This is a genomic window from Ruegeria sp. CDSB029, assembly GCF_059611125.1.
The window spans coordinates 1-14,030 of record NZ_JBXWOX010000006.1 but is presented as its reverse complement, the minus strand read 5'-3'; the positions used below and the strand labels follow the sequence as shown (position 1 = coordinate 14,030).

9 protein-coding genes are annotated in these 14,030 nt (G+C 55.1%); 4 read left to right on the top strand and 5 right to left on the bottom strand.

From position 1 onward, the window contains the following. Window positions 1-54: 54 nt before the first annotated feature. Complete coding sequence (gene sauS / locus AC2FI8_RS08780) at window positions 55-1,476, top strand: acylating sulfoacetaldehyde dehydrogenase (RefSeq protein ID WP_496778547.1); 1,422 nt, start codon at window positions 55-57, stop codon at window positions 1,474-1,476. After that, window positions 1,473-2,969 carry an AMP-binding protein gene (locus AC2FI8_RS08775; RefSeq protein ID WP_496778545.1) on the top strand — a complete coding sequence of 499 codons (1,497 nt, stop codon included), beginning with the start codon at window positions 1,473-1,475 and terminating at the stop codon, window positions 2,967-2,969. The genes sauS and AC2FI8_RS08775 overlap by 4 nt, the downstream gene beginning before the upstream one ends. Before the next feature lie 39 nt (window positions 2,970-3,008). Here the strand turns inward: AC2FI8_RS08775 and AC2FI8_RS08770 are convergent, their stop codons facing one another. From AC2FI8_RS08770 to AC2FI8_RS08750, 5 genes are all read right to left on the bottom strand, one after another. Continuing rightward, window positions 3,009-5,021 carry a DEAD/DEAH box helicase gene (locus AC2FI8_RS08770; RefSeq protein ID WP_496778543.1) on the bottom strand — a complete coding sequence of 671 codons (2,013 nt, stop codon included), beginning with the start codon at window positions 5,019-5,021 and terminating at the stop codon, window positions 3,009-3,011. Between the two features lie 788 nt (window positions 5,022-5,809). Further along, a complete protein-coding gene (locus AC2FI8_RS08765; protein WP_496778541.1) occupies window positions 5,810-6,787 on the bottom strand; it encodes a hypothetical protein in 978 nt (325 codons plus the stop codon). Next, window positions 6,784-8,463, bottom strand: coding sequence for a hypothetical protein (locus AC2FI8_RS08760; RefSeq protein WP_496778539.1), 1,680 nt, complete (start codon window positions 8,461-8,463; stop codon window positions 6,784-6,786). The genes AC2FI8_RS08765 and AC2FI8_RS08760 overlap by 4 nt, the downstream gene beginning before the upstream one ends. Window positions 8,464-9,343: 880 nt before the next feature. After that, complete coding sequence (locus tag AC2FI8_RS08755) at window positions 9,344-10,186, bottom strand: GIY-YIG nuclease family protein (RefSeq protein ID WP_496778537.1); 843 nt, start codon at window positions 10,184-10,186, stop codon at window positions 9,344-9,346. After that, on the bottom strand, window positions 10,186-11,565 hold the full coding sequence (locus AC2FI8_RS08750; protein ID WP_496778535.1) for a hypothetical protein: 1,380 nt from the start codon (window positions 11,563-11,565) through the stop codon (window positions 10,186-10,188). The genes AC2FI8_RS08755 and AC2FI8_RS08750 overlap by 1 nt, the downstream gene beginning before the upstream one ends. Window positions 11,566-12,267: 702 nt before the next feature. On the opposite strand from AC2FI8_RS08750, the gene AC2FI8_RS08745 reads away from it, so the two are divergent. Together AC2FI8_RS08745 and AC2FI8_RS08740 are read left to right on the top strand one after the other, a co-directional pair. After that, entirely contained in the window at window positions 12,268-13,455 is a 1,188-nt protein-coding gene (locus AC2FI8_RS08745) for a tyrosine-type recombinase/integrase (protein WP_496778533.1), read from the top strand. After that, the gene (locus tag AC2FI8_RS08740; RefSeq protein WP_496778531.1) at window positions 13,371-14,027 is read left to right on the top strand and encodes a hypothetical protein; all 657 of its coding nucleotides are present in this window, start codon (window positions 13,371-13,373) and stop codon (window positions 14,025-14,027) included. The genes AC2FI8_RS08745 and AC2FI8_RS08740 overlap by 85 nt, the downstream gene beginning before the upstream one ends. The last annotated feature ends 3 nt before the right edge of the window (window positions 14,028-14,030 follow it).

Genomic DNA, 14,030 nt, shown 5'->3' with positions numbered 1-14,030 from the left:
CGACCCCAATCGGGGCGGGCAGAACCCGCCCCGGACAACCAATCGAGGACCAAAATGAACGCTCCAAACGACATAGCCCCCGAAATCGCCGAAGTGGACCGGATCGTGGCACAGGCACGCAAGGCTCAGGCTGCCTATGAGGCAACTGGCAGTCAGGCGCTCTATGACAAGGCGGCGCTGGCGGCAGGTTGGGCGATCATGGAACCCGCACGCAATCAGGCACTGGCAGAACTGGCGGTTGAAACCACCGGACTGGGCAATGTCCCCGACAAGATTACCAAGAACCATCGCAAAACTCTGGGTCTTCTGCGCGACATTGCCGAGGCAAAGACATATGGCATCATCAGCGACGATCCTGAAACAGGGATCACAGAAATCGCCCGTGCGATCGGCGTCGTAGGCGCGGTGGTTCCTTCGACCAATCCGGCCGCAACACCGGCCAACAACATCATTAATGCTCTCAAAGGTGGCAATGCTATCGTCGTCGCCCCCTCGCCCAAGGGCGTGGCATCCTGTGAGAAGCTGCTAAGCTTCATCCACGCGGAGTTTGACAAGCTGGGTCTGGATCGGGATCTGGTTCAGATGATCCCCGCACCGGGATCAAAATCCAAAACCCAACGGCTGATGGAGACCTCGGATCGGGTGATCTGCACCGGCAGTCAGAACAACGTTCACCGCGCTCAGTCCTGCGGCACACCGGCTGTCGCGGTTGGTGCAGGCAATGTCATCGTGATTGTCGATGAAACCGCCGATCTGTCGGCGGCGGCAGCCAAGATCACGGCGTCAAAGTGTTTTGATAATGCGACTTCGTGCTCGTCCGAAAACGCAGTTGTGGTGGTAGACGCGGTCTATGATGACTTTGTCGCAGCAATGGCCGCCGAAGGTGGCGCGCTGGTCCCCGCATCCGATGCCGCAGGTATCATTGCGCGTCTCTGGCCGGACGGGCACCTCAACCGATCCGCGATCGCTCAGGACGCCGACAAGATGCTTGATGCGTTGGGGATGGCAGACAAAGCACCCGAAGGCACAAAGTTTCTGGCGGTAGAGACCGATGGGATCGGTCCCGATCATCCCCTGTCCGGAGAAAAGCTGAGCCGCGTTCTGGCGCTGTACCGGACGTCGGACTATGCGGCTGCCAAGGCCACAGCAGCGCGCGTCCTGGCCTATCAGGGAGCCGGACATTCGGTCGGCATTCACACCAGCGACGACGCACGCGCCATTGAGCTGGGCCGAGAGTTACCCACCTGCCGGGTTATCGTGAACCAGGCCCATACCTTTGCCACGGGCGGCAGCTTCACCAACGGAATGCCTTTCTCTCTGTCTATGGGATGCGGCAGTTGGGGCGGAAACTCTATCGATACCAACCTGCATTGGCGGCACTTCGTCCAGACCACCAAAATTGTGCGTGAAATAGCCCCACGCGAACCCGCGCTCGAGGACGTATTCGGCGCGTATTGGAGGGAGGCTGGCCAATGATGGAACCGCCCAAAGGAACGGTCCGCGATTGGCTGGACCTAAGAGCCGATCAGGGCGGAACCGGGTTTGTGTTTCCCGATGGCGCACAGGATCTGAGCTGGGCTGAATTGCGCGGCTCGGCCAAAAACGTCGCAAGCATGTTGACCAGCCTTGGGGCGCAAAAAGGCGAAAGCGTCGCCCTTGTCTATCCCAATTGCCGCGAGGCTCTTATCGCCTTGTTCGGCGTACTCTATGGCGGATTCCGGGCAACCATGATCAATCTCGTCGCTGGCGACAGTGCCGTAGCCTACGCACTTGAACACAGCGGCGCGCGCTTTGCCTTCGTGCACCCGGATCAAGCAGAGTTGTTTGGCCGAACAGCCGACCGTTCCGTGACCAAGCTTTTGCAGATCGCCGGTGGTGGTGACGCGGATACAGAGCTTTACGACCTGACGCCAGAAGATCATGCCCTTCTCATGTACACTTCGGGCACGACCGGTCGACCAAAGGGCGTTGTTCATACCCATTCCAGCCTTTTGGCAGGCGGCTGGACCACCGTCGTCGCACATGAACTGACCGACAGGGATTGCGGTTTCTGCGTCCTGCCGATCTATCACATCAACGGTCTTTGTGTGACTGTGATGGGTACGCTCGTTTCGGGTGGGTCCCTGGCTATGTGCGAACGGTTTTCGGCCAGCCGGTTCTGGGAAAATCTTGGAAATACCAGTGCTACGTGGTTTTCGGTTGTGCCCACCATCATCTCTCATCTGCTGCAATCCGACACCAATCCGGACAGCCAAACCCGTCAGCGGTTGCGGTTCGGGCGCTCTGCCTCATCCGCGCTGGCACCGGACGTACAACGGGCTTTCGAAGAACGATTCGACGTTCCCATCGTCGAAACCATGGGGCTTACCGAAACCGCCGCGCAGATCCTGTCGAACCCACTTCCGCCAGGCGTGCGAAAGATCGGCTCACCAGGCGTTGCATATGGAAACGATGCCGCGATCCGAGATGCGAACCAGCAGCCCGTTCCGCACGGAACCGAGGGTGAGCTGGTCATACGCGGCCCGAACGTGATGCTTGAATACCTTAAGGATCCGGATGCGACCGCAGGCACGTTTACTGCCGATGGATGGCTTCGCACCGGCGATCTGGCGCGTATGGATGAGGATGGATACGTCTATGTCACGGGCCGCTTGAAAGAGCTGATCATCAAGGGCGGCGAGAACATCGCCCCGCGTGAAATCGACGAGGCGCTTTATTCCCACCCCGACGTTGTCGAAGCCGCAGCCTTTGCACGCCCCTGCCGCAGCTATGGCGAAACCGTCGAGGCCGCTGTCAAAATCCGGGAAGGGTCCGAGCTGACGCCGCTGACCCTGTTGGAGATTTGCGAGACCAAGCTGGGTCGGTTTAAATCCCCTGACGAGGTTCACATCCTGAATGATCTGCCAAAGGGGCCATCGGGTAAAATTCAGCGCAACCGAATACTCGAAATCGTCGACGCTCGGACCTGAGCGTCGACGGGAACATGACCGCTGGCGTGTTGAGCGGTGCTAAGTCTTGCGCCGTTTCGGCACAGCGTCTCCGCCCTTGCCCGCTTTCGCGGCTGAAACGCGGGCGCGGTTCTTCTTGCTGCTGGGTTTACCCTTGGGTGGCGGCGGGCCTTTGGTGGGTTTGCCGACGAGCTTTACGCTTCCGTCTTTGTTCTTGTTAGCGGGCGTTTTGTGGGTTTTCTTTTTTGCGCTCGTTGCCGTGAATTTAACATCCGGCTCGCTGAGTGACGAGTCGCGGTGCGGTGTCGAGCCATGTTCTTTTGATCGGGTCTGTTTGAAACCGCGTTCCGCTGCTTTTTTGGGCTTGCGATCTTCGGGCTTGGGTTTGCGGTTACGGGGCGTCGGGGCATCGTTCCAATCAACCGGGGTGGTGTCCCCTTTGCGAGGGCGCGGTTTACCCTTGGGTGGGCGGTTGGACCTTGGGCGCTCAAACGCTGGCACGTCAGGCGCGCCATCCAAGCGCACAACGTCTTTCGAACCTTCGATTTTCATACCCGGTCCAACGGCCGCCAGAAAGCCCGCAACACTGGCTTCGCGGATCTCGACGTAAGACACATCATCGGCAATCCGGATCGCGCCAATATCGTCTTTGGTCAGATCACCGGCCTTGCAGATCATCGGCAGCAAATGGCGCGGCGAAGCATTTTGGTTGCGACCTTCAGACAAGGAAAACCAAACGCTCGGACCAAAAGCGGCGCGGGGTTTGGGGCGGTCCGCCGTAACCGGGGCCAACTCTTCCGGTGCTGAATGGCGCAATTTATACTGACGTAGATACGCTGCTGCTATTTGCTCAGGGGTAAATTTTTCAACCAGGTGCCGAACCGCGTCCTGTTCGCTTTCGGTAACTTCGACTTGCCAGTCATCAGAGGCGAGCATCCGCGTCTGATCTCGCTCGTTCACCTCATCCGAAGACGGGGCGTCGCCCCAATCCGCCGTGAGCTTTGCGAACTTCAGAATACGCTCAGCCTTTTTCCGCGATGACGGTTCGACCACCAGGGCGCTGACGCCCTTTCGCCCTGCCCGGCCCGTGCGTCCAGAGCGATGCAATAGCGTCTCGTGACTGTTGGGCAGCTCGGCGTGGATCACCAGATCGAGGTTCGGCAAATCAATCCCGCGCGCCGCGACATCTGTCGCCACACATACCCTCGCACGCCCATCGCGCATCGACTGCAACGCGTTGGAGCGTTCACTCTGCGTCAGCTCACCAGACAGTGCCACCACCGAAAACCCGCGGTTGGAAAGCCGCGTGGTCAGCCGCGACACCATCGCGCGGGTGTTACAGAAAACGATAGCATTTGGGGCTTCGTAATACCTCAGTGCATTGATGATCGCGTTATCCCCGTCCCGCGGCGCCACCATCATCGCACGATATTCGATATCAGCATGTTGGGTTTTCTCGCTGACCGTGCTCACCCGCTCGGCATCGCGCTGATAGCGCGTTGCCAGGCTAGCAATGGCGCGCGGGACTGTAGCCGAGAACAGCAACGTTTGCCGCTCCGCCGGGGTTTCATCCAGGATGAACTCAAGATCCTCGCGAAATCCAAGGTCCAGCATTTCATCGGCTTCGTCCAGAACCACAGCCCGGATCGCGGTCAGATCAATGGAACCACGCATGATATGATCGCGCAGGCGACCCGGCGTTGCGACAACAATATGCGCCCCACGCGCCAGAGCCCGGCGTTCATCACGCATATCCATGCCACCAACACACGAGGCCAGAAACGCACCAGCATCCGAGTACAGCCAGCTCAGCTCGCGCTTGACCTGCATGGCCAGTTCCCGCGTTGGCGCAACCACCAAAGCCAACGGCGCGCCGGACGCCCCGAACGTCTCATCTTCGCCCAGCAACTGTGGTGCGATCGCCAACCCGAACCCGATGGTTTTTCCCGATCCGGTTTGCGCCGACACCAACATATCGCGCCCTTCCAGCTCGGGCTGTGTCACGGCCTGCTGGACTTGTGTCAAAGTATCGTAACCCTTGCGGGCAAGCGCATCTGCGATGGTCTGTTTCACGGTGGTGTTCTTTGTATCAGCCGGGGGATACGTGCCTTGCGGTATTGCAATCAGCGCATCTTCCAAGGTTAAAGACCGCCTCTTAACGGGAGTCGCTGGCAATGTATAGCCGTGTCTTTTGTGGTGACCGAAGTAAAAAACCGCCGGTCACGTAGGTATCTTTTGATGAACTTGTCTGCAGTTTCAGCCAACTGTCAAAAGCCGATGCGAAACCAATACTTTACCAGATAAAGTGGTGCCCGGGGGCGGAATCGAACCACCGACACGAGGATTTTCAATCAGTCTGGGAATCCCCACATCCCGCCACAAGTTGCCTCATCCAACCACATTAACTCGTTGACCTTGTTGGATATCTCGCCTGCATACCGCCACATCAGGTCAAATGACGCCACACCCAACCACACGGGTGGCTGTCACCCATAAGCTACCCTAACTTAGTATCCATGCCGCTCAATCGGTTGTGCCTTGAAGCCGAATCAATCTGCCGGTTTGACCGTTGAGACATTCACCCAGAGAGAGCCAGCCAGGCGATTAGCGTCAGCAATAGCACCACCATGAAGAATGTCGCCAACAACATGAACGAATGAATTGCGTTTGCGACGGCAGGATGGAGAAGCAAGAGCATTCCACCTAAGATCAAGACAAATAGAGCGAGAAAGGACCACATCACATGTTTGCCTGGTTAGACTGTTTTGTTACCTCACTAAGAGGCAAGTCAGTGTGTCGCGCTGTTTGATCTCCAGCACGGACAAGTAGTTCGATTAAGGGGCACAGGTTGTTATCGGCATTTATTTATTCGTTCCAGATGCCAGCGCATGCCAGTTGGCCATCTCACCACCAAAGGAATTCCACCATTCACGAAGGTCGTTGATAGCCCGCAATCCCTCACGGACCGCATCAATTTGGGGAGCGAAAGAGGCCTGCGTATCCAAACGCGGCGTATCTATGACAATTCCCAAAGATTGCCCTGCAGGACGAAGATACGCCCCAAGCGCTTTCAGAGAATCTGGTGCCGGAGCGCGTGCAGCGAGAGTTCCCCATCCGCCTAGCATCAGCTTCGCTGACGCCGAGGGTGCGTTCATGTCACGGGTCTGAACCGACACGCGTGGCCTGGGAATGCCAGCGTAATCGCGTAGCATCGCCTTCGAGACAAAATAGATCGTCCGGGATCCAGTGGGTCGAACACCGTTTCCGTTGGGGTTGTGCTTGATCACTACTTCCGGGAAATGCTGGCGAGCAAATTCCTCGTACTCGGCGAAAAAGGCGGCGCTTGCGCTGTTTGGCTCCGGGTCGTACGGGGTTTCCGCCTGAGCTATGGCAGCATCAAGAAGGGCGAGATCAGGACCAGTCAGTGCTGGCCGGAGACTCTCGTAACTCACTTGATGATCGAAGGCCGTCGTATGGCGACTTCCCCGAAGATAAATCTCCGGTGCCAGTAATACGGACGCCGCGCGCACTCCTGACGCGATAAGCGTTGAGACACTTGCACGATACCGCTCTGGCTGTGCATCACCGGAGCGGGTAACACTGTATCCGGCATCAATCTTGTTCTCGACCAAGAGGATTGAGCCGTCGGCATGTGTGATCTCAAGATCGGTGCTTCCGCCATGATCGGAAGAGCGATGCTGGGTCTGGGTGGACAACGCAATTATGCTATTCGTTGTGCTTTCACCAACGACTGTAAGGAAAGTCCTAGCAAAACCCGGGTTGTTCTTAAGTGCGCGAGCAAACAACGCGTCGGTTTGACGTTCGTAAATGCGAGTCATTTTTGAGTATCCTTTGCTTCAGAACCGCTTTTCCATCGACGCAATAGAGCGTTGCTATTGCGCTCACGGGCAGCGTGCCAATCCGCCTGCAAGCGCGAAGTCTGCTCCTGCAAAAGGTCAATCTTCTCTTGAAGAGCTTCTTTGATGAGGCCGTTGTGCAGGCAGCACTCAATCCAGGTTGCGTTGCTGCGATCGGGGAAATTGAGTTCGTACAAAGGCGGCAAATTTCTTGCCCATACAGTATCGAACTTTGCTGTGGCAAGGTTATGAGAGGGAGCCCAAGGGCAAGATGCTATGAGCTGATTTGCTCTCTTCGACACATTCGTAACTGCCCAATCTTGAGTTAGCCAGTAGCGGAGATATGGCGCGGAAGCTGGAGTGTATGACAAAAGGAACGGGTCCGACAATTCAGCGCCCGGGGCGCAAACCGGGTCGTAATCGAATACCCAACTCGGAGCTCTTTCAATCTCATCGGTAACTTTTATGCTGCCGTCACTATTGGATGGGATCGTTACCCGCCAGAAATCGCCATTCCTCGAACGAATGTGAGGAAAAACAGGCCCGCCATCATCAGCACGGGCGGTAGGTAAAGCACGTTCAAGGGCGAGATCGTAACCGCCAATGACGTGGTGCGTACCTCCGAATTCATGGGCGTCATCAAAGCGGACTTCTACACGGGGACGCGACTCGAACGCTCCCATAAAACCACGCCGGCCATCCGGCACAATGCAGAGCCTGATTTCGCGAATCCAGTATAACTCGCCGGATACAGCTTTTTTCCCTGGCGCATCCTCGGGGATATTGTAGTGCCGCTTACCGCCCATTTCTCCGGTGACCCCGGCTCCCGGACATAGGTATTTTCCACTGGCTAGATGATCTCCATCAAGGGGGCGTAGCAAAGCTTCAGGAGCCAAATGAAAAACTTCGGGCCTTGCGAAAAGATAGGGCACGTTCAGAAATGGAACTGATGGGAATGGAAACATCGTTTCCGGCTCTCCGCATTCGCCGAACATATAGCCCAATAGTTCCTCAACGCTTTCCATATTGGAGTTTTCGGTTGCCACGAGCTGGTCGCTAAACATTTCCCATTCACAACTCATGCGTTGAATGGCATCGAACGTGTCCCCCAAACGGTTACTGTCACCAAGATCCGAGCAAAGGGCCTTGACCAGAATTGCCAGCGTCTCTGACGGACGATCATCGGGAGGCGCCACACCGGCCTGCCTAGTTTTACGTGACCAGAGCGACAACTCGCGCAACATTGCAAGCTTCCAATCATCCGGGTCCGTTCCACAATGCTCAGCAGCAACGGTTATGCCCACTAAATAGGGCTCTAATGCTTTCTGAGGCGTACTCTTCTTTTCGTACTTTTTCATCAGATCCTGAGTTGCTGGATCCTCGCTATTCCGAAGAGTCCAATTGCTCAAACGAAATTCTCGCCGATTGGAATGGTTTCTCTGCAAGCGGGCACAGACGGTGTCTTGAAATTCTTCCTTTCTCATACCCTCTTTCTTGGCTGTCTTCCAAGCACGCGTTAGGTGAAATGCTGCCTTCAACCTGTCGCGTGGCCCAAGCTTAATGCCCGAGTGAACAGCTTCATGATGCAAGGTGTTGAGACGCTCGACATCGGCTTCGCGCTGTAACAGCCTGCGCCGTTCTTTATCCAGTTCTTCCATAGAAACCTCTCAATACTGCGATCTGTAACGCCGACCACTAGGGCCATCATGCACGGGCATTACGGTTACGATCTGCGCGGCGCTATCACTCCAGATAAGCGCATATCGACCAAGCCGATCGTCGATGTTTAGTGCCGCCGCACGCCGACGACTGACACGCAAGAGTCGGCAGTTTCCTCCAATCGGCTTATCAACATCCGCGTATGTAAGAAGCGCGTTCATAAAGCGCTTTGTAATGCCACGCTGGGCTGACCGCCGGTTGCTATGTTCCGAGTGTCTCATCGGGTCCTCCGTATCAATTGATCGAAAGATGCCCTGTTCCAGGCGACAGTTCGAGACAGAATCTGACTTCTGTCATTTTTTTTTCAGTATATTTGGTAAACCTTTTTCTGTATTTTTTTCTGCATTATTTTCACAGGACACCGCTGATCCAGTAATGCAGGTAACTTTACGACGAGGTGCAATGCTTAGACGACGGTGGTTCCACCTAGGTCCGCTCAATGGATCTGCGGTGTTAAGCGGTGGTAACTTCCCTGCCCCAAGAAACGGAACGCAACATATACGGCATGGGCGAAAACTCAGCGCATCAACAAGCAATGGAGCCACGCGGTTAGACAGCAACAAGCCGTCACATCACGCCGCCACACTCAACCATGCGGGTGGCTGTCACCCATAAGCTACCCTAACTTAGTATCCATGCCGCTCAATCGGTTGTGCCTTGAAGCCGAATCAATCTGCCGGATTGATCCGTTGGAAAGATAGCTGGATCGCGATCAATCTAAACTCTCGTACGATTACGACGCCCGCCTGAAAACGCATCAAGTAAACATCGGAAATCGATAATCGATAGGGACCTAGCTTAACTTGACCTAGAAACGCATTACCATCGAAGCCCCATATTCTCGAGCCGCGCAGCACCCAACAGACGGCGAATTTCGCTTGCTGTGCCTGCTTTCAAGACGAACTGCTCATTTTCCGGAGAGCTCGCCGATATTAATTTGACAGCGCCAATGCCACAGAAGTTTCGACACACGCCATTTTCCAACACCGCTTCGATACCGGCATAAACAAACCGGCGCGGAATTCTTGCCCCTTCAATGAGCGGAATATCCTCACACATTGCTGAAGCAACGAGCGCGCCAGCGGAGCGCCTCTTGAAGGCCGTCGGCTGCGTGCCAGTGCTACTTGGCTTTAGGCTTCTTTTGAAACGTGACATTGGCTTGACCGGAGTACTCTCAACGGAGGTGATGGTGCTAAAAAACTCATTTAGGGCACAAGTATGATGGTCCTTCGAGGCACCCGAAAGAGTGGCCGTGTGACGCTCAAGCGAAGTTGGCGCGGGCCCATCCCCCAGGCCACCTGCAAGGTTAGTCAGCTGCCCTCCTTCATGGATACGACCATGGTGTCGAATAAGCTCAGTCTCACGGTGAAGCGCCGCGCCATCCGTCCTATGAACGCTATCAATTCCGTAAGTCACCTTCTTTCCCTCAGAATAGATGCTGCGGATCGCACGTCGCTTGAGAGGGTTCATCTCGTCTTCACCCCGTCCGCTCAACGCTTCGGGCACGTGAGCGAAGATACGCGGCCCTTTTCCCTTGCCAACGTAGAAGGGTGAGCGGTCGGGACGCATTAATACATAGACATAGTAGTCATCAGTGAAGTCGCGCAAAAACGAGCGGGTCTCAGACTCAGTGCCCAAAAATAATAGCTCTGAACTCCTCATCATATCTCTCTTCCGCCCGAATTAGTGTCGGTGAAACTCTTTCCTTTTGGTCTTTGCCAGCTTGCGCGCACCTCGCTTTCAGCGACTTGGATTCGCTCTCGCAATGCCTGCCGGTAGCGCTCAAACGCATCGGTCGTAGCAATGCATTGCTGTCTCAACGCCGACTCAAGCCGTCCATCCATAATGGCGCTGTAAACACTGTCGGCGGCCGAATTGGGCTCGAAGCGAGATGGTTGTTCAGGCAGATCATCCGGCCTTTTCCAAGTCGCTGGAGTGACGTCGATACCGGTGGCAACGCCGCTCAAGACCTCTCTGAGAATTGCGGGGCTAACTTCGTACCAGTTGAAATACGCGTGGTCTGTATCTGCTCGATATTCAGCGGTTTCATACGCCATCTGAAGCGATGGGCACTTAATGAGCTTCACCACCTCGTCATCAAGCACGAGCTTCGGTGATCGATCTGCTCCATCAGCAAACGGATTCTCGAACGTCACACGCTGTCCTGGTTCTCCTTCAATAAGCCCCTCAAAAATGGATCTGAACTCAATGAGTGGACCAATTTTCTTACCACCAGCGAGCGGCCCCAAAGCGAGACGGATGTCGAGATAGACTTCAAAAGTCATCGCAAAGCTATCTCCATACTCAGTTTGCACCTCATCAACGAAAGGCTCTGCGATTGACATCCTTGCTACGCTTAATGAAGGAACTGCCGGCGCTTCGCCTCTATAGATGGGATTTCCAACAAGGCCCGACTCAATCCCGTAGCCATCTGACACCCAGAAACCTGTGTCGAACCGACCGTCATCGACATTATACCGTACCTGTATCTTGTTTAGATCGCGGTAATATGCTTCTAGGCCAGTGTCGAAGACAACTGCGGCCGACATGCTCTGAATGAGGTCAGCGAGCACCTCCCAGCGCTCGGTGTCCCAATCGGGAACGGGCGCCGCAATCGATCCGAAACTGCAACCTTCGAAGAGTCGAGCGAGGATCATCTCCTCGGTCGCACTGGAAAGGTTAGCTACGGCTTTCGCCAGATCGAAGTACTTGTCCGGTTTCTTGGCGACGTCTCGCTTGCGCTTGTCATTGGCGTTTTCCGGGAGCCGGTACGTGTACAGTCGCTTGCTGGAGTCGGTGCTGTTGTTTCCTCCAAGGCCAACCTCTCGCGCGACGACTGCTGGAGAAATGCCTTCTTCATTTTTCAGCTCTTCGAGCAACTGATCAAATTGACGAGCGACACGTTGTTGATCCGCCCAGCTAAAGATCGCACCTGCCTTCAAGGCATCCTTGAGACGTCCAGCCTTCTGCACTTCTGGCTTAGGTTGATTGCGCGCGCGCCGCTTTCCCTGAGTTTCAGAGAGTTCAATGATATTGCTCATGACTTCCTCCAATTCGGACGTTGGCACCTGCTGCGACGCCCTTGCTCATGGTAGATCGTGACTACGCTGCTGTGACGATCGCTCCAGATAGCAACCAAATTTCTGACGCGGTCGATTTCCTGGGGAGGAACCCCTTCCCGGAGCAAGCGGTCGATGCCCTGACGGCTGATGCTCAAACGCCGGCAATCGTCCCGAACCAACCGGTCCTTGTCATAGTACTTCATAAGAATTCCAACGGCTTTTGATCGGACACCACGCTGTCGACAACGGCGGTCCGCGTGACGAGACATTCTGATTGATTGGGTCATGGTGGCTCTCCTTTTCGCAACCCAATATTAGCTCACGTGTGTTCCCAAGCATTCTCAAAAAAGGAATTCTTGTCAAAACTTTTAGGAATTTTACTTTCCTATATTTAGGAATAATTGAAAGCTAGTTTTAGAAATTTTCGATGGAACGTGTCATATCGCGCATCCCAAGATGTCACGGCAATCGCCGAAGACTCTTTCCATGCCGAGAATCAAGTGGGCGCTGCTCCAAGCTTGAATGAGCTTCCGCTAGTTATCTGCGCACGTTTTTTCCTCGACGGCCCTCCACATACCGCCACAACACACCACATCTGCGCCGAAGACAACCTACTGTTTTTGTGTAATATTCTTGCTTGATACCCATGAGATCAGATGTCTGTCAGATTATATGTCTTGTATGAAAAAGAAGCTCACATCCCGCTACGTCGACACCGTGACCGCACCTGGCCCGAAGCGTCTTGAAGTATACGACCAGACGCTATCTGGGTTTGGCCTGCGCGTGTCTCCAGCCGGTCGCAAAACATGGTTCTGCTCAACGCGGGTCGACCGTCGTGTCCGACGGTTAACGATCGGCACCTACCCTGCCCTGTCACTCGCTGATGCCCGTCAGAAAGCCCAAGAGCAACTGCGCAACGCACAGCTTGGCCTCGGACCAACAACGCAAGCAGACACGTTGGGTGACGTGGTTCCGCAGTTCGTCGAGCTTTACGCAAAGCCACGCAACCGAGGCTGGCGCACCCAAGAGCGATTGTTGATGCACCATTGGAAGCCCCTGTTTGATACCCCCATCGACCAGATCAAGCGGGCTGATGCCGTGCGTGTTCTTGACGGCATTGTCGCCAGCGCATCGACCGGCTCGGCGAACAACGCAATGGCCGTGTTCAAGAAGCTCATGAACTGGTGTGTCGATCGCGGCATGATTGACGCCAATCCGATCGCGGGATTGAAGACACCGCGAAAACCCGTCGCTCGTGACCGCGTTTTGTCCGACCGCGAACTTGAGGCTGTTTGGAACGCTGCCGACAAAGATGCTTATCCATTCGGTCCACTCGTGCATGTTCTCATCCTGACTGCTCAACGCCGGGCGGAGGTTGGCGAGATGCGGTGGTCAGAGATCGATTTCGACACCGCAACTTGGACGATCCCCGCTGAACGCGCCAAGAACGGCATCACGCACGACGTGCCACTGCCGCCCGCAGTCCTCGACATCCTTCATAGCTTGCCGCGATTTGTAGGTTCCGACTTTGTGTTCACCACAACAGGCACAACGCCTGTCTCTGGCTTTGGCCGCCTGAAAGAACGCATAGACGGCGAAGTTGGGTTCGGTGATTGGTGGTTTCACGATCTGCGCCGCACCGCAGCCTCAGGCATGGCACGCATCGGCATCGCCCCGCATGTGATCGAAAAAGTGCTCAACCACAAAACTGGTGTCATCTCTGGTGTCGCCGCTGTCTATAACCGTTATTCTTATGCCGACGAAAAGCGCGAGGCATTAGAGCAATGGGCGACACAGATCAAAGCGATCAAAGCAACGAAGTCTTCTCAGTCGTTCGCACCCAAGATCTTCTCGAAACACTACGCGTAACTGCGTCTTCGGAAGTCTTTGATGCCTTCCGCAATGAACTCAATGAGCATGCTTCGCGCTGGCAACGCATAATTCGAACGACACCACTTCCCCTTCCAGGGTCACCATTCGATGCCACGACGAGCCAGCGCATTATTTGGCTGGAACGGAATGTGATCAATCCCGGTGACAAACTGCTCAATGCACTTAGAGAGGAAAACTACGCGTATTTTTCTCCATGGACTGCAGAGCACGAAATTGGCCTGCCTCCAGTTGAAGGTGCGCTCATAGAGCAAAATCAGCGCCTTTTAGAATATGCCAAGGAACTTCACTCCTGGCTCAAGTACTACCAGAACGAACGGGAAGGGCTTTACTCAGAGCTGAAGTACGAAATCGTCGGTGAGATCATTGATCTAGTTAGACATCACTTTCCCACAAAAAAACTCTCCCGAGGCACTTTCGTTCCCAAACATGGACAAGGTGGGGATACCGTGCAGTTTTTGCGCGATACCTATTTTGACTGTCCGTCTTCAGAGTTTTTCGGAGAGCTGAGGCGTTTTCGTAACGGAGGCTCTGGTTCGATTTCTGTTTGAGTT